Origin of the sequence: Nocardiopsis halotolerans DSM 44410, from assembly GCF_000341065.1 — a bacterium.
Lineage (GTDB): Bacteria > Actinomycetota > Actinomycetes > Streptosporangiales > Streptosporangiaceae > Nocardiopsis > Nocardiopsis halotolerans.
This window is the reverse complement of record NZ_ANAX01000329.1, coordinates 1-25,561: the sequence shown is the minus strand read 5'-3', so window position 1 is coordinate 25,561 and position 25,561 is coordinate 1. Positions and strand designations below refer to the sequence as shown.

At 68.0% G+C, this 25,561-nt stretch carries 23 protein-coding genes and 2 tRNA genes; 17 read left to right on the top strand and 8 right to left on the bottom strand.

The window, feature by feature from the left end; all coding sequences use genetic code 11:
- Positions 1–19: 19 nt before the first annotated feature.
- The 3 genes from D455_RS0124385 to D455_RS0124375 form a co-directional block, all read right to left on the bottom strand.
- Entirely contained in the window at positions 20–1,102 is a 1,083-nt protein-coding gene (locus D455_RS0124385; RefSeq protein WP_017573294.1) for an SPFH domain-containing protein, read from the bottom strand.
- A 47-nt stretch (positions 1,103–1,149) separates the two neighbouring features.
- Complete coding sequence (locus D455_RS0124380) at positions 1,150–1,590, bottom strand: NfeD family protein (protein WP_017573293.1); 441 nt, start codon at positions 1,588–1,590, stop codon at positions 1,150–1,152.
- 164 nt (positions 1,591–1,754) lie between these two features.
- Entirely contained in the window at positions 1,755–4,682 is a 2,928-nt protein-coding gene (locus D455_RS0124375; protein WP_017573292.1) for a penicillin acylase family protein, read from the bottom strand.
- Positions 4,683–4,989: 307 nt separating this feature from the next.
- On the opposite strand from D455_RS0124375, the gene D455_RS0124370 reads away from it, so the two are divergent.
- Positions 4,990–5,502 (top strand): hypothetical protein, encoded by a 513-nt coding sequence (locus D455_RS0124370; RefSeq protein ID WP_017573291.1) that lies wholly within the window; start codon positions 4,990–4,992, stop codon positions 5,500–5,502.
- Here the strand turns inward: D455_RS0124370 and D455_RS0124365 are convergent.
- Positions 5,478–6,404 (bottom strand): cobalamin biosynthesis protein, encoded by a 927-nt coding sequence (locus tag D455_RS0124365; RefSeq protein ID WP_017573290.1) that lies wholly within the window; start codon positions 6,402–6,404, stop codon positions 5,478–5,480. The genes D455_RS0124370 and D455_RS0124365 overlap by 25 nt on opposite strands.
- A 523-nt stretch (positions 6,405–6,927) precedes the next feature.
- Between D455_RS0124365 and D455_RS0124360 the strand changes: the two genes are divergently transcribed.
- Positions 6,928–7,003 (top strand) — tRNA-Arg (locus D455_RS0124360).
- A gap of 246 nt (positions 7,004–7,249) precedes the next feature.
- Here the strand turns inward: D455_RS0124360 and D455_RS31580 are convergent.
- The 3 genes from D455_RS31580 to D455_RS0124345 all read right to left on the bottom strand — a co-directional run bounded on the left by D455_RS31580 (position 7,250) and on the right by D455_RS0124345 (position 9,082).
- Positions 7,250–7,657 (bottom strand): hypothetical protein, encoded by a 408-nt coding sequence (locus D455_RS31580; protein ID WP_017573289.1) that lies wholly within the window; start codon positions 7,655–7,657, stop codon positions 7,250–7,252.
- A 430-nt stretch (positions 7,658–8,087) separates the two neighbouring features.
- Positions 8,088–8,276 (bottom strand): DUF397 domain-containing protein, encoded by a 189-nt coding sequence (locus D455_RS0124350; RefSeq protein WP_017573288.1) that lies wholly within the window; start codon positions 8,274–8,276, stop codon positions 8,088–8,090.
- A complete protein-coding gene (locus tag D455_RS0124345) occupies positions 8,273–9,082 on the bottom strand; it encodes a DUF5753 domain-containing protein (RefSeq protein WP_083922422.1) in 810 nt (269 codons plus the stop codon). The genes D455_RS0124350 and D455_RS0124345 overlap by 4 nt, the downstream gene beginning before the upstream one ends.
- 357 nt (positions 9,083–9,439) lie before the next feature.
- Between D455_RS0124345 and D455_RS31575 the strand changes: the two genes are divergently transcribed.
- From D455_RS31575 to D455_RS0124265, 15 genes are all read left to right on the top strand, one after another.
- Positions 9,440–9,868, top strand: coding sequence for an ATP-binding protein (locus D455_RS31575; RefSeq protein ID WP_017573286.1), 429 nt, complete (start codon positions 9,440–9,442; stop codon positions 9,866–9,868).
- Positions 9,865–10,080, top strand: a complete 216-nt coding sequence (locus D455_RS0124335; protein WP_017573285.1) for a hypothetical protein — start codon at positions 9,865–9,867, stop codon at positions 10,078–10,080. Before D455_RS31575 ends, D455_RS0124335 begins: the two co-directional genes overlap by 4 nt.
- A gap of 85 nt (positions 10,081–10,165) precedes the next feature.
- Positions 10,166–11,011, top strand: coding sequence for a DUF6879 family protein (locus tag D455_RS32335; protein WP_017573284.1), 846 nt, complete (start codon positions 10,166–10,168; stop codon positions 11,009–11,011).
- Between the two features lie 168 nt (positions 11,012–11,179).
- The gene (locus D455_RS0124325; protein WP_394296653.1) at positions 11,180–11,380 is read left to right on the top strand and encodes a hypothetical protein; all 201 of its coding nucleotides are present in this window, start codon (positions 11,180–11,182) and stop codon (positions 11,378–11,380) included.
- Positions 11,364–11,888, top strand: a complete 525-nt coding sequence (locus D455_RS0124320; RefSeq protein ID WP_017573282.1) for a DUF6879 family protein — start codon at positions 11,364–11,366, stop codon at positions 11,886–11,888. Before D455_RS0124325 ends, D455_RS0124320 begins: the two co-directional genes overlap by 17 nt.
- Entirely contained in the window at positions 11,889–12,746 is an 858-nt protein-coding gene (locus D455_RS0124315; protein WP_026122937.1) for a helix-turn-helix domain-containing protein, read from the top strand.
- Between the two features lie 111 nt (positions 12,747–12,857).
- Positions 12,858–13,016 (top strand): FxLD family lanthipeptide, encoded by a 159-nt coding sequence (locus tag D455_RS33260; protein ID WP_017573280.1) that lies wholly within the window; start codon positions 12,858–12,860, stop codon positions 13,014–13,016.
- Positions 13,017–13,079: 63 nt separating this feature from the next.
- The gene (locus tag D455_RS33255) at positions 13,080–15,278 is read left to right on the top strand and encodes a lantibiotic dehydratase family protein (RefSeq protein ID WP_083922418.1); all 2,199 of its coding nucleotides are present in this window, start codon (positions 13,080–13,082) and stop codon (positions 15,276–15,278) included.
- Entirely contained in the window at positions 15,275–16,522 is a 1,248-nt protein-coding gene (locus D455_RS0124300; RefSeq protein ID WP_017573277.1) for a lanthionine synthetase C family protein, read from the top strand. Before D455_RS33255 ends, D455_RS0124300 begins: the two co-directional genes overlap by 4 nt.
- Positions 16,515–18,542, top strand: a complete 2,028-nt coding sequence (gene fxlM, locus D455_RS0124295; RefSeq protein ID WP_017573276.1) for a methyltransferase, FxLD system — start codon at positions 16,515–16,517, stop codon at positions 18,540–18,542. The genes D455_RS0124300 and fxlM overlap by 8 nt, the downstream gene beginning before the upstream one ends.
- Positions 18,539–19,624, top strand: a complete 1,086-nt coding sequence (locus D455_RS0124290) for a hypothetical protein (protein WP_017573275.1) — start codon at positions 18,539–18,541, stop codon at positions 19,622–19,624. The genes fxlM and D455_RS0124290 overlap by 4 nt, the downstream gene beginning before the upstream one ends.
- Positions 19,625–20,567: 943 nt before the next feature.
- Complete coding sequence (locus tag D455_RS0124280) at positions 20,568–20,942, top strand: hypothetical protein (RefSeq protein WP_026122936.1); 375 nt, start codon at positions 20,568–20,570, stop codon at positions 20,940–20,942.
- Positions 20,939–23,536, top strand: coding sequence for a tetratricopeptide repeat protein (locus D455_RS0124275; RefSeq protein WP_017573272.1), 2,598 nt, complete (start codon positions 20,939–20,941; stop codon positions 23,534–23,536). Before D455_RS0124280 ends, D455_RS0124275 begins: the two co-directional genes overlap by 4 nt.
- Positions 23,537–23,970: 434 nt before the next feature.
- A tRNA-OTHER gene (locus D455_RS0124270) sits at positions 23,971–24,051 on the top strand.
- Between the two features lie 510 nt (positions 24,052–24,561).
- On the top strand, positions 24,562–25,221 hold the full coding sequence (locus D455_RS0124265; RefSeq protein ID WP_241480363.1) for a hypothetical protein: 660 nt from the start codon (positions 24,562–24,564) through the stop codon (positions 25,219–25,221).
- 56 nt (positions 25,222–25,277) lie between these two features.
- Here the strand turns inward: D455_RS0124265 and D455_RS0124260 are convergent, their stop codons facing one another.
- Positions 25,278–25,544, bottom strand: a complete 267-nt coding sequence (locus D455_RS0124260) for a hypothetical protein (protein WP_017573270.1) — start codon at positions 25,542–25,544, stop codon at positions 25,278–25,280.
- Positions 25,545–25,561: the final 17 nt, after the last annotated feature.

Below are 25,561 nucleotides of genomic sequence, written 5' to 3'. Positions count from 1 at the left end.
CCCCCGACGTTCGTGGAGGTCACTCCTCCTCGCGCGGCTCCGGTGTCGTACCGATCCTCGCTCCGGCCCGCCGGACGTCGTCGCGGGCGTCGGCGACCGCCCGCTCGGCGGCCTCGGCGGCGTCCACGGCGGCCTGGGAGGAGGCTGAGTGGGCGGGGTCGGGTCCGCTGATCTGCGCCGGACCGGCCGGGGCTGTCTCGTCCTCCTTCTCCGTGGAGGGCGCCTCCGCCTGGGACGCGTCCCCGGAGAAGGCGTGCGAGACGTTCTTGACCGCCTCGGTGAGCTCGCCCGGGATCACCCAGAAGGTGTTGCCCTCGCCCTGCGCGAGGCTCGGCAGGGTCTCCAGGTACTTGTAGGCGAGCAGCTTGGCGTCGGCGTTGTTGGCATGCACGGCCTGGAACACCCGCTCGATCGCCTGGGCCTCACCGTCGGCGCGCAGGATCGCGGCCTGCTGGTCGCCCTGGGCCTCCAGGATGGCCTGCTGGCGGGCGCCCTCGGCCTTGAGGATGCGGGACTGGCGCTCACCCTCGGCGTGGAGGATGGCAGCGCGCTTGTCGCGGTCGGCCCGCATCTGCTTCTCCATCGCCTCCTTGATGGTGGGAGGGGGATCGATGGCCTTGATCTCGACCCGGTTGATGCGGATGCCCCACTTGCCGGTGGTCTCGTCCAGAACACCGCGCAGGCGGGTGTTGATCTCCTCGCGGGAGGTGAGTGTGCGCTCCAGGTCCATGGAACCGATGACGTTGCGCAGAGTGGTGACCGTCAGCTGGTCGATGGCCTGGATGTAGTGGGCGACCTCGTAGGCCGCGGCCTTGGGTTCGGTGATCTGGTAGTAGAGGACGGTGTCGATGTTGACGACCAGGTTGTCCTCGGTGATCACCGGCTGCGGGCGCGAGGTGAAGACCTGTTCGCGGAGGTCGAACCTGGTGTTGACGCGATCGACGCCCGGGATGAGGAAGTTCAGGCCCGGACCGAGTGTGCGTGTGTAGCGGCCGAAGCGCTCGATGTTGTACGCCCTGGCCTGCGGGACGATGCGGATCGCCGACAGGGCGACGGCCACGACGACGACCGCGAGGATGATGAGGACGATGGTCGATTCCATGTTCTGCTGCACCTGGCCTAGGGCTGGGGACGTGGCTGTGGCTGGGTTCAGGGCAGTGCCTCGCGCGGGTAGACCACGGCGGTCGCGCCGTCGATCTCCATGACGTCGACGCGCGTGCCCACCGGAATCACCAGGTCCTCGTCGATGCAGCGGGCGGACCACTCCTCACCGGAGAGTTTGATCCTGCCCTGGTCGCCGTCGACCTGCTGGAGGACGACGGCCGAGCGTCCGACGAGGGCCTCGGCGCCCGACCTGGTGGTGGGGCCGCCCCTCATCTGGCGCTGCATGATCGGTCGGACGAGGTAGATTCCGGCCGCCGCGGTGGCGGTGAAACCGATGATCTGCACGGCGACGGGGAGTCCGATGGCGCCGAGGAGGGCGGCGACCAGGGCCGCGACCGCCAGGAGGCCCAGCACGAACGTCAGGGTGAAGACCTCGGCGACTCCCAGGCCGATGGCGAGGATGAGCCAGATCAACCAGGCTTCCATGTTCCTGCGACCCTCCCGCTGTGTTCCGGGTAACACTTACGCTACCCACACAAGCCCGACGAAGCACGCGATCCGCGTCAGTGTTCCCAGGCCGTGACGCACGGACCGCGGCCCCCGGTGGCACCCGCTCAGGACCACCGCGGGCCGCGTCCGCTCCGCCCGTCCTACCGTCCGCCGGAGAACTGGTAGACGAGCTGGTACGTGGGCCGGTTCTGCCACGCGATCGGCCACATGCCGATACCGCCGACCGCCTGGTGGATCACCGTGTCGGCGCAGAGCTGGTCGCCCGCGGCGCAGTGCCCGTCGCCGGGGTAGACCTCCCCCGCCGGGGTGTCCGCGGCCTGGGCCAGGGTGTCCAGCAGCACCGTGCGACAGGCGTCCAGGTCGCCGCCACCGCAGTAGGCCTCGCCCAGCGGCCCGTCCACCTCCCGGCCGAGCACGGCGCGCAGGTCCTTGTGCACGTAGGACCACCAGCCGTACTGGAACGCCGAGCCCCGGTGGGGCTGGGCCTGGTTGACGCTTCCGGCGTCACCGCCGCCGATGGCGCCCGAGGGGGACTCGTCGATCTGCGCGGCCCTGGCGAGCTCGGTGTAGAGGTCCCCTCCCAGGCCCGGTTCGAACTGGGCCCGGACCAGCAGGGGCCACCAGGCGTCCAGTGTGCGGATGGCGTCGGCGTGGGAGTAGTACCCGGCGTCGCGGAAGGGCTCGCGGCGCAGGGAACCGGACTCGTGCCAGCTCCGCAGGCCCTCCACGGCGGAGGCCAGCTCGGGGTCGTCCACGGCCTCGGTGCCGATGACCTCCAGCAGGAGCGGGAGGACCTCCTGGGCACGCAGGTCGGCGACGCCGGCCTCCATCATCACCCGGGTGAGGCTGGCGGTGGTGAACCGGTGCCCGTCGGCGATCAGCGCGGAGACGCGGCCGTCGAGCAGGTCGCCGCGGTGCACCGGGCCGGTCGCCCAGCCGGAGGTGTAGCCCCGGGCGGGCTTGTTGTTCCAGTTGACGACGTAGTCGGGGTTGATCGCGTGCGGGTGGTCCTCCTGGGGGTGGTAATCGGCCCCGTTCGTCTCGGGGTCCCAACCGGACCACCCCGAGTCGGAGTAGGCGTCGATCGGCATGTTGGGGTTGGTGCCCTCGGTCCGGACCGGGTTGGCACCGGAGTTGACGAAGGCGATGTCCTCGTCGTCGACGTAGTGCCAGTTGAAGGCGTAGCCGATGTCCGAGGCCGCGTCGACGAAGTCCTCCGCGGAGGTGACCGCGTCGGGGTCGTTGAAACGCTGGAACCCGATGATGGAGTCGACCTCGCGCATGTAGGTGGAACGCAGCGTCGTGAACGCCACGGGGTCGCCGTCCACGGTCGCGAACGAGTGCACCAGGCCGAACTCCGAGCGCAGGGAGGTCAGCGTGTAGCCGCCCGCCGGGGTACCGTCGGCCACCGTGGGGGACCACTCGTTGGTGACGCTCAGCTCCTCGAAGGGGACACAGGCGCCGGAACCGTCCACGTAGGCGCGCGAGTCGGTGGTGGGCGCGGAGCCGTCGGTCTCACACAGGTCGACCGCGAAGGTGTCGGTGAGGTCCTGGCCCGCCGAGGTGGCGCTCCAGGCGTAGTCGACCCCGCGCCCCATCTGGACGTAGAAGCTCACACCCGCGAAGGAGGCGCCGCGCGCGCTGATACCCGGCCCCCGGAGTTCCTGGAGCATGAGCAGCTGCGGTGCGAAGTAGCCGGTCTGGGGGCCCATCACGGCGACGGGGTTGCCGCTCTCGGTGTGCTCACCCGAGACCAGGAGGGCGTTGGACATGCCGCGCGGCTCCATGAAGCCTTCGGGGAGGACGCCGTCGTCGAACACGCCCTCGACCGCGGACAGGTCCTCGTCCTCGACCATCCGCTCCAGTTCCTCGCGCTGCCCCTCGGTCAGGTCCTCGACGGTGGGCGCGTCGGCGCCCTCCTCGGGTTCCTCCGCGGCGCTCGCGAGCGGGGCGGGCTGCTCGGCCGTCTCGCCGCTGAGGGCGGAGCCGTGCTCGTCGTGGACGATGTCGTAGGGCTCGACGGAGCCGGGGTCGGGCACGACCTCGCCGGCCGGGGCCTCGGGGGTGCCGCCGTAGGGGAACTCGCCGTCGACGCTGACCAGGGCCTCGGGGTCGTTCTCCATCCGCCAGGCGTCGTAGAGTTCGGCGCCCCTCTCCGCGCCGTAGCGGTCCTGGAAGTTGGCGCGCACGATGGCCGCCCGGACCTCGCCGCCGCCACCGCCGCCGAAGATGCCGCCGACCATGGCGGCGATGCCGACGACGTCGGTGGGGGTGAAGGGCTCGATCTCCCCGGTGTTGGTGATGGCGTCCTTGTGGCCGGTCAGGACGTACTCACCGGGGTAGTCACGGTCGTTCTGGGACTCCTCGACGTAGGCGTTGACGCCCTCCAGGTAGGTCTCGACGTCGGCGAGGGCCCGCGCGCCGCGCTCTCCGCTGGCGGCGACCCGGTCGATCTGCGCCTGTTTGTCCTCCTCGGTGTAGGGGGCGGTGCGCCACAGGTCCTGTTCCAGGCCCCGGTTGCCCTCGGCGCCTCCGGCGAAGGAGGTGAGCTGGCCGCGGCCGACCCGGCGCAGCACGTCCATGAGGAAGAGGCGGTCCTCCGCGGCGGCGTAGCCGGCGCCGAACATGGTGCCCTCGCGCGTGGTCCCCCGGATGTGCGGGATGCCGTGGCTGGCGTCGCGGGTGATGGTGACGTCCTCGCGCGGCTGGTAACGGCGCCCCACGTCGTCGGGGTCGACGCCGAAGCCGGCGTCGAGGAAGAAGTCGTCCAGGCCCTCCTCGGTGAGGCCGTCGTAGTGGTGGACGAGGTTGTCGTACATGTCGAGCTGGCTGGAGGAGTGCCGGGGCCGGGTACCGAAGACCTGGTGGCCGAGGATCTCGACGAGTGTGGCGCTGCCGTTCTGGCCCGGGGGAAGGATGTCGTGGCAGCCGTTGGGGGCACAGTAGTCGGGTTCGGGCGCCGCGAGGGCCTCGGGGGCGGCGGGTAGGACGGCGACCGTGGCCGCGGTCATCGCCAGGGCGGTACCCGAGGCACCGGCGCGGAGCCGTCGTCGGAGTGAGGGGAACACGAGCTGTCACCACCTGGGGGTACGGGCGATGGATCAGCGGCATGCTAGGCATGGAGGAGGAAATCGCGAAAGAGTTTCATGTTTTGGCGGACTCCGGGACCCCGTACCAGAAAACCGAGGGGTTTGAGGTGATGGGCACCACACGCAGCCCGGACCCCACGACGCGGACCGGGAGGAGGCCAGCACGGAGGGCCCGGGAGTGGCCACATCCGGTCACGGCCCCGGGACGCCCGCGCAGCTGGGACGGAGCGGTGGCGGCGTCGGGAAAACGGCCCTGGGGGTCCCGGCCCTTTGACACAATCGCGGCATGGACGAGTATCCGAACCTCGGACCGGGCGAACCGTGGCACCAGCCGGGCGGCGGGCCCCCCGGCTGGGGTCTCCCCCCGGGGTACCACCAGGGCGGTGCGATGGAGCCCCACGGTGCGCACACCGGCGGCCACGTGCCCGTCCCCCAGCCCGGACACGGCGACGACGCCCCTCTCGGCACCATCGGCGAGATCGCGTTCTCCCAGCACACCGTGATGACCCCCGCCGGGCGCTTCCCGATCAGGGGAACGGTGTGGACAGTGAACGACATGAGCCGCACCGACCGGAGTACCCCCGCCTGGGCCGTCGTCGTGGCCATCCTGGTCTTCTGGTGGACCTGCCTGCTCGGGCTGCTCTTCCTCCTGGTCAAGGAGGAGAGGACCATCGGGCACGTGCAGGTCACCGTGCAGGGGCCGGACCGGTACTACAGCACGTCGATCATGGTGACCCACCCGAGCATGGTGGGTTGGGTCCACCAGCAGGTGAACTACGTGCGCGGTCTGGCTGCCTGAGCCGGACCCGTGTCGGCGCCGGCCACCGTCGCGGCCACGGCCAGGGCGCCCAGGTGGACCGTCCGCGCGAGACGGACGGCACGGCGGATGTCGGCCGTCCCCGCGCGGGGCCCCTCCCCCATCGTGGGTCGGCGGTCCTCGTGTCCGCGGTAGACGTTGACGCCGCCCAGGGTCCTGCCGAGCGCGCCCGCGAAGGCGGCCTCGCACTGTCCGGCGTTCGGGCTGGGGTGCCTGTCGCCGTCACGCCGCCACACACGCCACGCCGTGCGGACGTCGCCGCCCACCACGGGTGCGGCCAGGACGGCCAGGAGCGCGGTCAACCTCGCCGGGCCCCACCCGGCGAGGTCGTCCAGCCGCGCCGAGGCGGAGCCGAACCGTTCGTAGCGCTCATCGCGGTGGCCGACCATGGCGTCCAGGGTGTTGACCGCGCGGAAACCCGCCAGGCCCGCCACGCCGCCCAGCGCACCCCAGACCAGGGGGCCGGTCACGGCGTCGGAGGTGTTCTCGGCGACCGACTCGACCACCGCACGGGCGATCCCGTCCTCGTCGAGCTCGGAGGGGTCCCTGCCGCACAGGTTCGGCAGGAGCTCCCTCGCCCGTGCGAGGTCGCCTCGTTCCAACGCGTCGGCGATCCGGTCCGCCTCGCGGCACAGCATGCTGCCGCCGAGCACGGCCCAGGTGGTGGCCGCCGTCGCGGTGCCACCCCGCACCAGGGAGCCGACGGCCACGACGGGGAGCACGGCACCGGCCGTGAACAGGGCGCCACGCGCCCGGGAGTCGCCGTGGACGCGTTCCTCCCACCATCCCGCGGCACGCCCGTACAGGGCGACCGGGTGCCCCCTGCGCGGGTCGGGCACCGCCTTGTCGAGCAGGAAGCCCGCCACCAGTCCCAGAGATCGCACTCGACCACGTTAGCCGCGTCGGCGTGGTCCTCGGCGACGTTCCCCGCCCCACAGCACACGTTTGTTACTCTCCGTATCTACCAAGCACGCAGAGTAGCCAAATGAACGCAGGTGGCTCACATGGCGACCATGATGGCCGTGCTGATGGTCTTCGCAGGTCAGTGGTGGATGTTCTGACCCCGGCGGACAGGACTTCGCGAAACGCCCGGGGCACAGCGCCACACCAGGAGTTAATCACCGGTAACGTGGTGCGCGAGGCCCATAGCGACCGATTTGGTGGAACGCGCGTGGTAACGAGAAGCAACTACGAATCACCGTAGTTGATGAGGCTTTGCCCGCCTGTGGGCGACATCTGGCGAATACTCTAGAATGTCTGCCCGGGACGCCACCGGCTCCACGACACGGGACCCCCGGCCGTAGGCCCACCACCCGGCTCCCACCCGCCCCCGGCGAGCAACATCCTCTCGCAACCACGGGTAACAGCGTGGTCACGACCTGCCATGGCGGGCGACAATTGAATCAGGCACCCGTAGCTCAGTGGATAGAGCACCGGACTTCTAATCCGATGGTCGCAGGTTCGAATCCTGCCGGGTGCACCACAAAACCCCAGGTCAGACGGGGTACGCGAGTCGAACAGACGAGGCGCCGGACCCGGATCGGGGCCTGACATGCTCCGTGTGTGCTCCCCAGCGCAAGGTCCAGTACAGGTGGAGGACCACCTCCCGAAGCATTTTGCCATCCCGTGGCCGTGACGACCCGCGTTCGTGTGGCCCCGCGTCCGCCCACCAGGGGCGGACACAGGCCCTGTACCGCCACGTCCGCCCCCAACATCCCTCACCCCCCGGCTACTCGGCGGCCAAGTACCAGGCCAGCCGGGCGTAGCGCAGGTTGATGGTGCGGATCCGGTGGATCACCTCGGACACGATTGCCGATTCCACCGCGTCCACCCCGGCCGCGGTCAGGCCTCGGCAGGTCCTTCTGGCCGTGGAGCGCAGTGCGGGCATGCACAGCCCGAGCGCACCGACCATCCAGTCCTGGGACAGGCGGGCGGCACGGATGGTGTGCCGCCAGACCGCGTCGCGCACCTCGTGCGGGGTGCCCTCGTCCATCAGGACGTCGCGCAGCTCGTACAGGGAGTAGATGCGGTCCTGGAGCCAGGGGTGGACGTCGGTCCCCCGGAGGGTCAGGTGGGTGGGTGCCAGACGGATGAAGCCGTTCTCGACGACTGCCAGCGGTGACGGCGCGAAAGCCACGGATGCCCCCTCGGATACGGGCGGGAAATGACATCCGCATGGAATACGGGGCTGTTCTCAGGCAGGGTTCACAACGGGTTCAGTTCGCATTCTGAACCTGCTCAGAACGGTCTCAGTCCACGGGCGAGGAGGTAAAGAAACAGCCAAGGGCACACGCACGGGGAGCCCGTGAGGCCTTGCTCACCGCTCCCACTGAACCCCGACTGAACTCGCCCCCGCCTGCGCATATGCCGGTGCGAGCAGAGAGCGAGCGTCAGCACGGGACAGTACTCACCAAGGGCCTGAAGAGGAGGCGCATAATTTTTTCAGAACACACGCAGCACCAGATTGCCAGCAGGACTGACCCCAGGGAAGGCCAGCGGGCTGATGCAGCCAGAAAAAGAACAGCCCTGCCTCAAAACCCGGCAGGGCTGTTCACTTTCGGCGGGGGCTAACGGGAGAGCGCAGCGCCGAGGAACACGCCCCATTCCTTGCCGGGAAAGGACAGGCAGCCCAGCTCCCGGTTCTGGGTGTCCCTGACGAAGACGGCCTTCGGAGCCGCAGTCTCGTTGACCTCGACGCACTCACCCTGGGCTCCGCTGTAGCTGGACTTGTGCCACCCGTTGGTCAGGTCGATCACTCCAAGCCTCCCATGGCTCTCGAAATCACATCATGTGAGGCTACAGGGGGTAGCGCCCACGTTTGTAGCTCCCCGTACACGGCCAGAAGCCGGGTCACGGTGTCCCCGCCGAGCAGCTCACCACCGGAGGCGTGCTCGACTTCGACGAGCGTCTCGCGCTCCTTGAAGGACAGCAGCCGGAACGGGCCAGCGGCTCCCCCGTAGTACGGAGTGTCCGCTGGCAGGATCAAGATTCTCACGACCCCGGCGGAGTCCAGGTCGAGGAGATGATCCAGTTGTTCCTTCATCACCGCGGGCGAGCCGACACGGGCACGGACGACCGCCTCGGCGAGGATCGCGACCAGGCGCGGGTTGTTCATCTCCCTCAGCGCGTCGAGACGGCTGGCCCTCAGCTCCACGAGCCGGTCGATCTCCTCGGACGTGTCCAGAGGCCGACCGTCACGGAAGATCTGGCGCGCGTAGTCGGGCGTTTGGAACATACCCGGAACAAGAGCCGGATTCCATATCTGGATCCCCGACGCCTGCTCTTCGGCCGTGACGATCTTTCGGTGCCAGTCGGGGTCCTCCTCGGCCCGCTTCGCCTCAGCCCAACGACGGAGAAGGTCACCGTTTGTACTGAACAAGGCTTCAGCCTCGTTCAGAAAGTCCCTTTTTGGTGCACGATAGGCGTTCTCATATTTACTGATGGTTGACACACCGTAGCCGGTCGCCTCGGCCGCCTGGTCCAGCGTAAGACCACGACGATCCCGCAGCCGACGGAGCTCCTTCCCGAAGGTGACCCATGCTGACAGTGTCTTCTCAGGCATGTGTAGAACTTTACAGAGTCCTTCTACATTCTTGTACTAGTTCGACCAACTAGCGATCGATGCACGTAAAGCCATTGAGGCGAACTTCCTCACCTTGGACGATGGGCACCCCGGCGGGAAGCGTCGGCACAAGAAACCCCGGCAGCTGTGCCACCAGCCCCGGGAACGGCTCCCACCGAATGCGTCAGAGGTGAGAACGTGGCAAATCCTACCGAATCAGGGATTCCTTCCCGTACTCCGCGTACCCAGCCGCAGGAAGACGGTCCCCGGCTTCCCGGAGGGTGTCCGCGCATCCTGCATCGGGCTAGTGAAGTGACGCCCACGCCGGAAACCGGCTCGCCGGGCGGTGGGCCCGCCATGACCACCACCCGCCTTCGCACCGCACAGGCGGTCGCGCGAAGGTCCTTCCCCGGTGTTCCGGACTCGGCGGCGCGCGTACGCGAGTGGTCCGAGTGGACCTGCGCCCAGTGGCAGGTCGCCGTCCCCGAAACGCTCACGCTGGTGGCCTCGGAACTGGCCTCCAACGCTGTGTGCCATACCCGCAGTGGCCAGCCGGGCGGGCAGTTCGCGACTCGTCTCCTGCTTCTCCCCGACCGGATCCGGCTGGAGGTACGCGACGCCGGTCCCCTGTCCGGACGCACTCCTCTGCGCCGTACCCCTGCCCTCACCGCCGAGCACGGCCGAGGGCTGGTGCTCGTGGACGCCCTCGCCACCAGCTGGGGGCGGCTGCCCGTAGGAACCGGGGCCTTCGCCGAGCTCCCACGGGTACCGGGGAGGGACGCATGAGGCTTCCCCGGCTCACCGGCACCGGCCTCCGGGGCGTCCGTACTCCGACCGGCTTCGACGGTGCCCGGTGGAGCGCCGCCCAGCAGGGCTACGTCCTGACCCGTCAGAAGAGATTCCTCGGAGCGGTCTACGCACTCACACCGCTCAACGGGGACACCGTGATCCTCCACGACCTCGCTGAGGTCCGCGCCTTCCTCAACCAGTCCCCGTGACCGCGTGCAGCGACAGTCCCGTGGCCCGCCCGGCAACGGCGGACCACGGCATTCATGCCCTCCCCGACCAGGAACAAGGAAACCTGTGACCGTATCCGCTCCCCGCGACCTGACCGCGGTGCGAACCCGCGCTGACCTGTTGGCCGAGACCGCCCACCTGTCCTACGTCACTCGCGATGAAGCACGCCACCTCACCGGTCTGACCGGCGCGAAGCTGACACGCCTGGCCGAGGACGGCATCGTCCAGGCCGAGTACAGCAGCAAGGGCTACACCCGGTTCTCCACCTCCTCCCTGGTCCGGCTGTTGCGCCGCCGGAAGCAGCCCCTCTCCCTGTTCGATGTGCTGCGTACCGCAGCTGCCACGGGTCAGCACCTGACCGACGACGAGTTGGCCCTCGCTGAGACCGACACTCGGGACCGCAGGGATCTCCAGGTGCGGGGAGCACGGTGCTACCGGCTCCTGCGCCGCGACCACGTGGTACCCACCACCCCGGCCTGGATCGCCTGGTACCAGGGCAGGGCCGACTTGGCCGAGGAGCTGCTCCTCCAAGAACGCGAGAGGCGCACCGTCGAACGCGCGGAGTTCGCCTCTCACGGCCTCACCCTGACGACCCTGTGGATCCCCGATCTTCCCCTCACCTCCTACGGGCGGTACACCCTGGCGGCTCTGGAGCAAGCCCACCAGGCAGGCCAGCGCATTCGTGTGGGGAGCACGGACCAGGTACAGCACATGGAAGCCGACGAGCCGCTGCCGGAGATGACCGTCTACGAGGCGGCCGTGGTGTACCTGCACGCCTACACCCGCCTCGGACGCCGCGACGGTGCGGTCAGGGTCGCCGACCCCGACCTCGCCACCCACCTGTGCGAGCAGTTGAGGGGGCTGTGCCGGGACGCCGCGACCTTCGACACCTTTCGTAAAGAAGTTGCGTGAGCCGCCTATTGTACCGGCCGGTGCCCACGGAAACACCGGTCCGCACAAACAGCAGAGGGCCGCCCGTCCCGTCGGATTTATTCTCAAGCAGGAATATCCGCCCGGAGATTGACCGAGTCCGGACACCTCTCTACTGTAAATTACGTTTCGACCCTTTCAGAAAGGGCCATGCCCATGAAGTTCGAGAAGCTCTCCGGTGACTGCAACCGGGATGACTGCCCGGGAATCTACTCCACCGACAAAGGAACCGTCGTCGTGCAGGGAGACCTTCTGACCGACACCGCCGGCCTCACCCCGTCCCAGGGGGAGGCCGTCGTCGAGATTCCGGCACACCTGATCGAGGAGGCCGCCCGTGCGCTTGGAAGGTGACGCCTGGCGGGAGTTCTTCGACTCCTTCCAGCGTGAGGCGTTCCGGCTGGAGACCCTGCCCAGCTACACCGTGCCCGAGGAGGAAGAGGAACTGCGCCTGTTCCTGGCCGGAAAGACCCGTCCGGCCGAGGAGCTGCACACCGACAGCTACCTGCTCCGGGTGCGCAACCACGTCGAGTCCGGGCGCCGGATCCGACGCGTGCACACCCTGACCAGCCCCGTCGGCGACCACCTGCGGTTCCAGTTCGAATGGGGATACGCCTTCAGCGTGCAGGCGGGCGAAGAGGTCAACATCCTCGACTTCGCGACCACCCCCGACCCGGGCCTGCCCCGACAGGACTTCTGGCTCTTCGACGACACCCACGTGGTGCTCATGCACTACGCTGCCGACGGAACCCAGACCGGCCGGGAACTGTTGGAGGAGACCGACCCCTCCCCCTACGTCGCCTACAAGAACCTGGCCCTGGAGCACGCCACCCCCTTCACCGAGTACTACAAGGCCGACTGATTGACGCTTGAGCCCGACCGCGCAGGGCAGCCGCGCAGCGAACTGGCGGAGGCCCTGCGCAGCCTGCGCCGCGCTTCGGGGTTGACCGGTGCGCGGCTCGCCGCACGCAGCGGGATGAGCCAGGCCAAGATCAGCAAGATCGAGAACGGCCGCGTACTGCCCTCCGCGCTGGACGTCGAGCGCATCCTCCACGCGTTCGACGTCCCGCCCGGGGAAGAGGAGACGGCGCGCCTGCTGGAGCTGGCGCGTGTGGCCAACACCGACTACCAGGGGTTCCGTACCGCGCTCCAACGCGGCCTGGACGAGACACAGCGGGATCTGGCCGCGATCGAGGCCTCGGCCACCACCATCCGCTACTTCCTGCCCTGCATGATCACCGGGCTTCTGCAAACCCCGGACTACGCGCGTCAGACCCTCTCCCACTCGCTGGTGAACCGCGGTGCGGGCTGGGAGACAGCGCTCGCGCGGCGCCTGGAGCGCCAGACGGTGCTCTACGACGAGGGCAAGCACTTCGTGTTCGTGCTGACCGAGGCCGCCCTGCGCTGGCCGCTGTGCCGCCCCAAGGCGATGGCGGTGCAGATGGACCGGATCGCCTCCCTGAGTGAGCTGCCCAGCGTGGACATCCGCGTCGTGCCTGCTGATCCTCCCGTGCCCAGCGGGCCCCTCAACGGGTTCACGGTCTACGACGACCGCCTGGTGACCGTTGAGGTGTTCACGGGCAAGCTCGCCCTGCGTGACCCGAAGGACATCTCCTACAGCATGGAGATATTCACCTTCTTCCACGACCACGCACTCGAGGGCGAAAACACCAGCTCCTTCCTCCGCGATCTCGCCCAAGAATACCGCAACCGGGCATAACCGGCACGTGCGCGGACGAATTTATTCCCTGGCGGGAAACTCCTTCACCTGTCTCCTGCGGGTCCCTAATCTGAGCTGTGCTCACAGGCCCCCATGAGAAAGGAAAGACCTGTGCAGAACACGCAGGACAACACCCGCTCGGAATCTCCCTTCGCCCTCGACATCCGGCTGCTCGAGAACAGCGACTCCCTGGCCCAGCTGATCAACCTCACCGACGACGGCTGTGGGTCCAGCTGCCCCAGCGCCTGCACCACGAGCGCCTCGGACTGATCCGCACGGTCGGCACCGGTCCCCCTGGTTCCGGTGCCGACCCGCACTCCTGGGAGGGGGGAGATGGCTTCCGGCAAGGAGCAGCACGGGCGTTGGCGTGTGGTCGGCCAACCGCTGGTGCGGGCAAGCCTGCACAGCGGCCTACCGACGGGCGGCGTACCGGACCTGAGCGGTAGTGAACCAAGTCCGTGGCTGGAATGGCTGCGTCGCGTGTGGGAGCACCCGCGCCTGATCGAAGCGATCCGTCATGCCTCGCCCGGTCTGGCGACTGGCGTGGAGGTTCTGCTCAACCAGGATCCGGCCGCGGTGCGGGTGCGCCGGGCCCGGAAGGTGACCGCTTCCGTCCTGCGCTACGTGCTGCGGGCGAACGGCCGCGCCACCCCCTTCGGGTTGTTCGCCGGTGTCAGCGCTGCGACCTTCGCCGAACGTTCACGTGTGGTGTGGGGTGATGCCCACCGGGTGGTGGTCTCTCCCGGTGGAGCATGGGTGACTGAGGTCGTCAGCGCGTTTGAGGCCCTCCCCGAAGTGCGCGAGCACTTGTTGGTCGTCGCTAACAACACCGCCGTCGAAGAAGACGGATGCCTCGTCGTGCCCCAGTACGCACGCCCCGACCCGGGTCAACCCGGATCGGACACGGAGCAGGTCGAAGTCCGTATCAGCAGCGCCGTACGCCTGGTCCTGGAAGCAGCACGTCAGCCCGTGTCGTGGGCGACGCTCCGGGCCAAACTGGCCGCTGAGTACCCCGCTGAACCTGCCGTGAGCACGGACGCCATGCTCGCCCGACTCGTCCAGGTACAGGCACTGCTCACCTCTCTCGCTCCGGCGTCCACCGAAACCAATCCCCTCGACTGCCTCGTCTCTTCCCTCGCCCAGATCAACAGCTGCGCTCTGCCCGAAGTCCGACCGCTGGTGTCGCTTCTCCATGAGGCGCGCACGGCGGTGGAGAAGCACGACCGCGGCGGTGGCCCCCATGCGCGGAGGAAGGCTGACGATGCCCTCGCGTGTGTGTCCCGGATCCCGTCGATGGGTGTCGATGTCAGAGTGGACGCCGAACTGGCCCTGCCTGTGGCGGTGGCGCGCGCGGCGGAGCAGGCCGCGCACATGCTGACCGTTCTGTCCCCTCACCCAGAAGAACTTCCCGCGTGGCACGGCTACCGAGAGAGGTTCGCCGACCGCTACGGCGACGCGCTCGTGCCCGTCCCCGAGGTCGTGCACCCTCGGTCCGGATTGGGTTTCCCCGCCGGATACGCCACCACTGACGCCGCAGACTGCGCCGAGCCTCTCACCGGCCGCGACCAGTGGTTGCTGGAGCAGGCCCAGGCCGCCGCCCTGGACGGGCAGCGGGAGATCACCGCAAACCCGCTCCTGGACCAGCTGGCTGCCCAGCGCACCGCTCCGCCTCCCAACCACACGGAACTGAATCTGCGCGTGGAGTCGCCCTCACGAGCAGCGCTGGACAGCGGCCGGTTCCGCATCGCGGTGCTGGGCGCTTCCCGCAGTGCGGCCACCATGGCGGGCCGCTTCGCCGCCCTGGCCGGTGTCCGGGACGACCTGCGCGAAGCCGTCTCGCGCACCACCTCTACCGGGGCGGTGCCGGTGCAGCTGTCGTTTCCGCCGCTGCGAGCCCGCAGCGCCCACCTGGTCCGCTCGGATCAGCTTCTCGATCACGTCGTCAACGTGGGTGAATACCCCGGCCCAGGGCCAGGACAGCTGGGTGTGGACGACCTCTCGGTCGGGTGCGATGACGACGGTCTCTTCCTGTGGTCCCGAGCGCTGGAGCGCAGGGTCGAGCCTGTCGCTGCGCACTCGTTGAACCTGCGCTACGCCCCGCCGCTGGCCCGGTTCCTGGCCGAGCTTCCCCGTACCGGACATGCGGTGGTCATCGGGTTCGACTGGGGCGCGGCCTCCTCGCTGCCCTTCCTGCCCCGCATGCGCTCGGGCAACGTGGTCCTGGCCAATGCCCGGTGGCGGGTCAGCTCCGTCGACTTCCCTCCGCGTACCGCGCCGTGGCCGCGATGGCGGCAGGCGTGGACGGCCTGGGCTGAGCGGCGCAATCTTCCGAGCGTGGTGGACCTGGGTAAGGGCGACCAGCGGCTGCGGCTGGACCTTGCCGAACCGGCACACCTGTTTCTGTTGCGTTCCCGCCTGGACAAGGAAGGCGGCACTGTCCTCACCGAGGCTCCCGACCCGCGCTCGTTCGGATGGTGCGACGGGCGACCGACCGAGGTCCTCGTCCAACTCTCCCGGAAGGAGACCGCGTGACCGCGACGATCACCGCAGCGACAGAAGTAGCGGCAGCGATAGCTGACCGCCTGGCTACGCCCGAGCAGGGGCGTGCGTTGGCCGGGGCGCAGTGGTGGCCCCAGTCCCTGGCCCACGGCGCGGCCGGGGTAGCGCTGCTGCACATCGAACGCGCCCGTACCGGACACGGACCGTGGGAACGCGTCCAGCGGTGGCTGGAGTGCGCGGTCGCCGAGGGCGTGGACTCCTCCCCCAACGCGCACCTGTACTACGGCGCGCCTGCGGTGGCGTTCGTGCTGCACCAGGCCGCGACAGTTCATCCGGGGTATACGCGTGAGCTGGCCCGGCTGGACAGGGCCGTGAACCGAATCGTGGACTCCCGCCTGGAGCGGGCGCATGCGCGGCTGGACGCCGGTGAGCTTCCACTGCTCGCAGAGTTCGACACCATCCGGGGACTGACCGGGCTGGGCGCCCTGCTGCTGGCCCGCGACCCGCAGGGATCGCTCTTCCGCGACGTGCTGGCCTACCTGGTGCGGTTGACCGCGCCAATCACCGTCCACGGCCGTTCCCTCCCCGGCTGGTGGAGCCCAGTCGGCCCTGGTGGGAAGAAGAACGCCGCCTTCCCTGGCGGGCACGCGAACACCGGCATGGCCCACGGCATCGCCGGTCCTCTGACCCTCCTCACGGCAGCCCTGCGGCGTGGAATCGCGGTGGAGGGGCACACAGAAGCGATCGAACGCATCCTGGCCTGGCTCGATGCCTGGCAACAGGCATCTGTGTCCGGGGCGTGGTGGCCGTACTGGGTCACCCGTGCCCAACTCGACGGGGCATGCACCTTGGTCGGCCCGCAGCGCCCCTCGTGGTGCTACGGGGCCGCCGGTGTGGCCCGCGCGCAGCTTCTCGCCGCTGACGCCCTGGGAGACCAGCGGCGCTACGCCACCGCGCAGAGCACCCTCGCCCGCGTCTTCACCGATACCCCTACGTCACCGACGGGGCTGGACTCGTCTTTGTGTCACGGCCGTGCCGGTCTGGCGGTGCTCGCCCATACCACCGCGCTGGGCAACGCCTCCGGACTGTGTGCTTCGATCTCGGACGGCGACGCCACCGCGGCAGCGAACGGGCTGCTCGCCGGAGCCGGGATCGGACTGCTGGAAGGTGCCGCCGGTATCGCCACCGCCCTGCACACGCTGCACACCGCTACCCCCGACATGGAATGGGCCTCCTTCCTTCTCCTCGACCGCCAGGAGCACCACGTTGATGGGTGACGAGCAGCCACAGATCCTCATCCAGTGGGCCGACTGGACCGCCGCCGAAGACCTGGTCGTTCACGGCCTGGGCCCGGCCCTCGAACGGGCGCGCGACGAGGGGCTCGTGCCGACGTGGTGGTTCGTGCGCAAGAAGCCCCACTGGCGGCTGCGCTACACCGGAGGCCGCCCGGCCCGGCAGTTCCTCGACGCCGAACTGGAGCGCCTTCACGCTGAGGGTGCCGTCGCCCGGTGGGTGCACGGCATCTACGAGCCCGAGACCGGGGCTTTCGGCGGATCGGCGGGGATGGCGTTGGCTCACGCCGTGTTCTGCGAGGACAGCCGACGCCTCCTCGCCTACCTGGGACGCCGCAGCGCGACGTCCGGCACGGAGCTCGGCCGTCGTGAACTCGCCCTCCTCTTGGGCAGCGCCTTCCTGCGCGGTGCCCGGTTGGACTGGTTCGAGCAGGCCGACGTCTGGGCCAAGGTCGCCGCCCTGCGCGCCCTCCCCCAGTCCTTCGGCGCGAAGGAGGAACTGGTCTCCTTGGCGCGCGCCCTCATGACTCTCAACCCGCGTCCCCTTGCCGCTTCGGGGCCGCTGCGCCACACCAGCGACTGGGCGCAGGTGTTCACCGCGGCCGGAGCCGCCCTGGCCGGCCTCGCCGCCCAGGGCAGGTTGAGCCGGGGCCTGCGCGCGGTGTGCGCCCACCATTTGATCTTCGCCTTCAACCGGTGGGGCCTGCCTTACCGGGACCAGCACATCCTGTCCACCACCGCCAGAAAGGCCGCCATGACCGACACCACCCACCACACCACACCCGAGTCCGCCCAGGCTCTGCGCGAGGAGCTCATCCGGCAGCTACGGGAGAACGGTGTCCTCACCACCCCGGCGGTGGAGGAGGCGTTCCGCGCGGTGCCACGCCACGCCTTCGTTCCCAACGCCACCCTGGAGGAGGCCTACACCAACGCCCCCGTGCACATCAAGCACGACGACAACGGCGCCTCCATCAGCTGCGGCTCCCAGCCCGGAGTCGTCGTGACCATGCTGGAACAGGCCGCACTGGAGCCCGGCATGCGCGTGCTGGAACTGGGCGCGGGCACCGGATACAACGCCGCCCTCCTCGGCCACCTGGTCGGGTCGACCGGGTCGGTCACCACCATCGACGTCGACCAGGACCTCGTCGAAGGCGCCCAGGCCCGGCTGAAGGAAACCGGCGCCACCAACGTCACCGTGGTCCTGGGCGACGGTGCACTCGGCCACCTCGACGCAGCCCCGTTCGACCGGATCATCGCCACGGTGGGCTGCCACGACGTGCCCCGTGCCTGGGTGGACCAGCTCGCCCCCGGCGGCAGGCTCATCGCCCCGGTACGCATCGCCGGAGACGTCTCCCGCTCCATCGTCTTCGAAGCCCAAGGCAACCACTGGGTGTCCGTGGACAGCCAGCTGTGCACGTTCATGCCCCTGCGCGGCGGAGGCGTGGGCGACGACCCCCGCCGCATCCTGGCCCTGGACGCCGACGGGACGGTCGTGCTCCAGGCCAACCAGGACCAGAGCATCGAGGCCGACCAGGTGGACAACGTGCTCGACGAGCCCTCCACCACCACCTGGACGGGGGTGGACTTCGGCAAGGGCCAGCCCCTGGACCCGATGTGGCTGTGGCTGGCCACCCACCTGGACAACCGTGTCTCACGCATGCCCGTTCAGCCCCAAGCCGTGACCAGCGGCCTGGTCTCCCCGGGGCTTCCTTGGGGTGACATGGCCAGCGTCCCCGCGGGCGTGCGCGGGCTGGCTTACCTGACGATGCGCCCGGTGGAAGGCCAGCAGGGGCGTCACGAGATCGGCGTCATCGGACACGCCCCCGCCGGACAGAAACTGGCCAAGCAGATGGCCGAACACATCCGGGCCTGGGAACCCCACCGCAACGAGGAACTCTCCTTCGCCCTGCACTACACCCCCGCCCCGGAACAGCCCACCGCGACCCGGCGGGTACTGGAGCGGACCCACTCCACCCTGGTGGCCTCCTGGGGCGAGCCCGCATGAGGTTCGCACACTGGTTCCCCCTCATCCCCCGGCCACGCCCACCCGCAGACAGCCTGAAAGCGCGCGTTGAACGCCTCACCGCGGCGGGAAAGGTCGCGTGTTCCGGATCGGGTGAGGAGGCGCTGGCCGCCGCTGCGCAGGTCTACAACGGCGCGGCACTGCTCGCCTCCGACGTCGGGCTGCCCGAGCTGGCCCGCGACTGGTGCTGGGAGCACGCACACGCGTACCTGAAGCACCTACCGCTGAACGCCGCCATGGCCCAACGCACCCTGGAACCGGTGGTCAACCTGGCCCGGCTCCGCATTCGCGCGGGCAACGGCACAGAAGCCTTCGCAATGCTCACCGCCCTGCACGAGAGAGTGCGCACTGCCACACCGATCGTGATCGACGACCACGAGCTCCCCCTGGACCGACTCACCGTCTCCGATGAGGACCGGAGGGAGTTGCACCGCTGGCTGTGGACGGTCTACCTGGGAGACGGCATGCGGGCCCTGGCGTCGGAGGGAAAGTGGCAGGAGGCCGCGCAGCAGGCCCGGCAGCACGGCGGGATCGGCAGCCGTCTCTTCGACGGCCGCCAGGTCACCGTGATCGCAGAGATGATGTCTGAGAACCCAGCCAGCGCTCTGGCCATGATCGAGGGCAGCGTTGCCCGAGAACCATGGGAGAAGGCCGTCCAAGCAGTCCTGGCTCTGTGGTGCCTCAAAGAATCTGGTGAGACCACGGCCGACGATGCGGAGACGGCCCTGAACCGTGTTCGCGCTGTCGAGAGCCGCCAGGTCATGTTCACCACACGGCTCGGGATCATCGCGACGGAGCTCACCGGAGGATTCCGGGGAGACGCTCCTGCACTCGCGTCACAGCTAGTCTCCGCCGTGGTCCAAGCACAGGACGGGTACGCGGCCCGGGACCTGCTCACCGCGTGGAGGGGGAAGCTTTCATCTGACCAGGTGAGCTGCCTGGTCTCCGAGCTCGAATCCTCCGGTCTCGGCAGGAGAACCATCCCCGAGCCGCTACTCCACGAGCTCCGCACTGCAATCAGCGAAGCGAGCCAAAGACTCGGCGATCACTCGGTTCTTACATGACAGACGGTCCCCGTAGCTGAAGGGCTGCGGGGACCTGCGTGTATTCCCCTGGTCTGGCGTAGACCCGCGTGAACGACATAGACGGGAGGCGATCCCGCACACGCCCCAGTCTCTACCGACCCCGGCACGAGACACTCTCATCCGGCGTCCGGCTGCCCATCACTCGGGGAATCACCCTGGGTAGGAGTCATCCAGATGGTGGGGGTTAGCACGGTAGCCGCGATGTCGGTGCCTGCGGCTAGCCTGGTTCCCACACCTGGGGTGACGCTCGATGACCTCCAGGAGAGAGGCAGCGCATGAGCAAGTCTGAGTGGCTTCCCCCCGCGGCGTGGTGTTCTGGCCAGTGGGTACCGGTGACAGCACTACGGTAGTCGTGGACGATCTGGTTGTACTACAGGTCGATCTTCACGACATGGCGAAGGCAGATGATGAGACCACGCCGGAGGTTGCGGTGGTGGATCNCGTCGAAGCGCTGCCGATGGTAGCCGGTATGCCCTACCTTGCGACCTTCGCTCTGACCCACGCTGACAAAGACCACTGTCTGGGCTTTGCGGACCCGCTGGAGCGTGTGAAGATCGGAGAACTGTGGTCCACTCCTCGGCTGTGGCGTGAGTACAACGATCCTGACGCCCCAGATCTGTGCAACGACGCAGTCGCGTTCCGGGAAGCGATCCAAAAATACGGACGCGACGGCCGGGATTCCCTGCGGCCGACGTGAGTCCGATGAGCCGAACGTTGCCTGCTGGCCGACCTTACAGGCCACCACCGCAGTGCAATGCAGAGCTACCAAGCGAAAGCAACCTCCCCCAGAGAGTAACGGAAGACGGTCCCGGCACCCACCACAACTTCCACCACACCCGGCGCGAGACACCGGTCGCCGATTGAAGTGACCGCTTTCTGCCAAAGTTGGCTCTACACCCTGCGAACACGAAACAATCTCCTCATGGGACATAAGAAGGTTTGGATGCTGCCCCTGGGGGTGATTGCGCTGGTGCTGGCTGGGTTCTGGCTGACCCCTCGAGTGTTCCCCGATTTGGGGTGGGGGTTGAACCAGCTCAACCAGGTCGCCGGTATCGCGTCCTTAGCGGTGGCTCTGGCGACTCTGATCATGGCCCTGCGGCCCACTCCCGGCGACGCCGGCGGTCCGGACGATGGTGACGTCGTCGAGCTGGACCGTGTCCGGGCCAAGGGCGCGGTCAAGGGCAGGATCGGCTCCTCACCCACCAAGGGCAAGAGCCGGACCCGGCTGCGACGTATCCGTGCCGGAGGCGATGTGATCGGCCAGCAGGTCGACCCGCCCACGGAGTCGCCCCGGTGACTCACACCAGCAACAACCCTCAGAACTCGGCGTCCTCCATCGAACTGCGGTGGATCAAGGCCGGACGCGACGTCATCGGCCATCAACAGGTCATCCACCTGCCCCGTCCAAACCTCGCGGCTCTGCACACCCTGCCCCCGCCCCCCGCTACTCTGGTCGGCCGCGCAGAGCCCTTGAAGGAGCTGTTGACCGCACTCGACCCCACTCCCGCGAACGCGGCGTCTTCTTCTGAAAACACCGGGGGTTCCCACGAGGAGCACGAGGAGCAGGGCCGTGCGCACGGCTCAGTTGGGAGGGTGGTCGCCGTGCTGGCGGGCATGGGCGGGGTCGGTAAGAGCGCCCTGGCCCTGGCCGCCAGCGCGATTGCCCACCACGAGCAGTGGTTTTGCGCCGAGCTGTTCGTGGACCTGCGCGGTTACGCCCCCGGCACTGAACCCCTGTCCGCCGAAGTAGCCCTGGATGTGCTGCTGCGCCAGATGGGGGTAGACCCCAAGGACATCCCGCCGGGCGTGCAGGAACGGGCCTCCTTCTACCGTTCCGCACTGCAGTCTCTGTCCGCATCCGATGAACAGGGACGTCCGGTGCTAATGGTGGCTGACAACGCCAGCTCTGCCTCTCAAGTGCGGCCTTTGCTGCCCGGTGTGGGTGAGCACAGGCTGGTGGCGACTAGCCGCGGCGGCCTGCACTCCCTGGCCGGAGCACGCCATTTGGACTTGGACGTCCTCGACCTCGAATCGGCCATCACGCTGCTGGCCTCGGATCTGATCTCCCACACCCCCGAAGACCAGCGTGCCGAGGATGAGGCAGGATTGGGCCGGTTGGCTGGCTTGTGTGGGTTGTTGCCGCTGGCGTTGGAGATCGCCGCCGCCTACCTCAAGCGCAGCCCCAGACTTACCCCGAACCGATTGGCCGACCGGTTGGAGCAAGCCGTTTCGCGGGTGGACAAACTTAAGGATCCCGACCGCGATGCTGGGCAGGCGCGAGTGCTGCGGGCGGTCTTCGACGCCTCCCTGGGCTTCCTGGACCGGACCGAGGCCGAGGTGTTCCTGCTCGTGGCTTCCACGCCGGGCCCCACCTTGGGCACGGCTGCGGCCGCAACCCTGACCGACCTGCCCTTGGAGGAGGTCGAGGAGGTGCTGGAGGAGTTGGCGGCCGCACACCTGCTCACCCAACCCACTCCCGGGCGGTGGGGGGCACACGACCTGCTCTCCGACTACGCCCGCCACCACCCCCACCCGCCCAGTGGGCGGGACCAGGCGTTGGGGCGGCTTCTAGACCACTACACCACTACCACCAGTGCCGCTAACGATCATCTGGAGGCCCTGCCCGGGCAGTTGGTCCCCGACCTCTTCTCCGGCTCGGATGCAGCGTTGGCGTGGTTGGACGCCGAGCGGACCACCCTAGTAGCTGCGGCCCTGGCAGCCCCCGCCCTCGGAGACACCGATGCGGCCATCGCCCTGCCCCTACATCTGAACGAGTATTTGTATCGTGGGCGGTACTTCGAGGACCTGGAGCAAGTCCTGCGCTCCGCGCAGGCCACAGCCCGTGCCACCGGCGACCACATGCGAGAAGGGAGGGCGTGGAATTACCTCGGCACAACGCTGAGACAGGTACGCCGGTTCAACGAGGCTATCGAAGCCCTCACTCACGCACGCGACCTGAGCCACCAAATAGGCAACGTCCACGGCGAAGCAGCGGCATGGACCAACCTCGGCACAGCACTGACGGAGGTGCGCCGGTTCGACGAAGCCATCCACGCCCTCACTCACGCACGCGACTTGCACCACCAAACCGGCGACCAGGCCGACGAAGCAGCCACGTGGAATAACCTCGGCACAACGCTGAGACAGGTACGCCGCTTCGACGAGTCGATCCAGGCCCACACCCGCGCACTCAACCTGTACCAACAAATTGGCCACACCCATGGCGAAGCAGCAGTATGGACCAACCTCGGCACAGCTCTGAGACAAGTACGCCGCTTCGACGAAGCCATCCACGCCCTCACCCAAGCACGTGACATGCAGCAGCAACTCACCGATGCACACGGTGAAGCACAAGCGTGGACGAATCTCGGCACAGCGCTGCGGGAGACGGGGCGCTTCAAGGAGGCCATCGACGCCCTGACCCACGCATGCGAGACCTTCGACAAGCTAGGTGATGCCCACGAAGAAGCAACCGCATGGACCAACCTCGGGGTGGCACTCGCGCAGGTGGGTAAGCCCACCGAGGCCGTCCACGCCTTGACCCGCGCGCGCGACCTGTACGACCAGACAGGTGACGTCAACGGTGAAGCGCAAGCGGGGGCCAACCTCGGCATGGCGCTGGCGCAAGCGGGCCAGCCCACCGAAGCCATCCATAACCTGACGCGCGCACGCGAGGCCTTCAACCAGACAGGTGATGTCCATGGCGAAGCGCAACTGTGGAACAACCTCGGCCTAGTACTGCTCGAGTTGGGTCAGCAGGCTGATGCGGTCAGGGCGGTACAGCGAGCGGTCGACCTGTTCGAGGCCACTGGGGATGAACACAAGGCAGCCCTCGGAGGGGAGTTGCTCAGGTGGATCCAGCAGGATGCCGACGCTGACGACCCGGCCTGACCGGATGCCCCGGTTCTGGGTTTCGGGGACAAGGCGTCAACGCACCAGGGTTCGGTCGGCGGCCTCAAGACGACGTCTGGCACACGCTGTCACGGAGCAAACGGGCCTCGTCCAATGGGGTTCGGAGAGCTGTTTCTTACCTCGGTCGCCCCAAGGGCGACCGTCACATTCCCTCCCGGTCGAGGCTCAGCAGGCGTACTCGGCTGCTGTGATCTCAGCCGCCCCGACGGAGATCCATTCACTCGTAACTACCTTATGTGAACGTTCTTCCTAACCAGACAAACGATGAGTGAGAACCTCGCGAGGTGCCATCGGACGCCGCCAAGGGCCGGTGTGTGCTCCGTTTGTGCTCCGCAGTTCCGGACTGGCACGACAGCGGACGGCACCTCTTGACACGAAACGATGGCGATGATCGGATGGATAGGGACGAAACGGCATCCCGTGGCACGTAGAGGCACGAAAAAATCGGACTTCTAATCCGATGGTCGCAGGTTCGAATCCTGCCGGGTGCACCACAAAACCCCAGGTCAGACGGGGTGCACGAGGACCTCGAAGGAGATCCTCGTCGCGTTTGGGGCCCATGTGTGCTCCTGGTGTGCTCCGCAGTGCAGGGTCCAGTACAGGTGGGCACCCACCTCCCGGAGTACTTTGCCGTCCCTTGACCCTGTGGCCCCGCCCGGCACGGTCCCGCGTCCGCCCACCAGCGCCCCACAGCCGCCCCGGCACCGCTGCGTGGGCCCCCGGCGCGCCCTGTCGCCCCACCGGCCGCATACGGCCGATGCAGCCGAAACCTCCTACCTCACAGGGGTTCGCGCACCACAACCAGATGCCACAAGCAAGATACGGGAAGCACAAGGCCACGTCGCCAACACCGTGAATCGAGCCCCGGAGCAGGACCACCTGGCCCCAGGCCCATCACGAACTCCAGCGCTTGCGTGTCAGGGCCTGCACTGCCCCTTCCGGAAAGTTCTGTCCGGCATCGGCCTAACCAAGCCGAAGACCGACCTGTTTCGTACCGTGGCCGTATGAGCGATGGAATCCGATGGATCGGCGAACACAGCCTCCAAGAGCCGAACTGGAATATCCCGGGGATGCTCAGCGGCATATCCCTCACCGCAGCCCGAGGCATCGACGCAAAGGGGCTCCTCACCTGCCTCGGTGCGGACCCCCGCCAACTCGACGAAGGCCACCTGTACAAGGACCGGCGATCAGCACCCCTTCCTGACGAGGTCGAGGACCTCGACTTCGCCATGTACGCCACCTACGGGGACTGGGTGTACGTACTGGAGAACTGGGAGATGGCGACCTGGCGCCTGCACCATTCCGAGGAGCTGCCGATGACCGCACTGTCCGGGGTGGAAATCGTCTGCGTGAGTTTGAACTTGCACGACCCCCCTCCCTATATCTTGCACGCCACCCCCGATGGCCACATCGCCAGTGTGGAGTACGGCAACGACACGGGCCGCGGATCAGAACTCGATGCCGCACTGCACGCGGCCGGTGCCGTCTACCCATCTGTGCTGGATACGCCAGAGGACGAGGTGCACCTGTACTGGGAACAGCACAGGAAAGAACTCCTGCCAGCGGTGTTCTCCGCGGTTGGGAACTACTGCGGACTGTCCATCGACCAGACCGAAGCCGAATCCGGGAACCTTCCGCTTGCTGTCATCCCCTCCCTGTTCTGAAAGGCCAGGAGGGACCACTCACGAGGTGGCCCCTCCTGGTGTTCTGACGGTGGCGGTTACTCAGCGGTCATGTCGCAGATGACAGGGTCGGCCGGTGTGCCCCACTCGGTGGTGTAGATGCAGTTGCCGCTCATGCCAGGGTCCAGCCAGTAAGCATCCCTGTCCATGATCCGCATGTCCCTCCTGAACGCGGGGAAGCGGTTCATAGATCCTTGGTTCTGCCGTCCAGACATCGCGGAGCGCCCGCAGACCTCGGTGAAGTCGGGGATCATGCCGTCGATGTTGTACAGGTGGATCTCGTCCTCGTGTTCCTTAGAGCTCATCTCATTTGGGTTCTCGG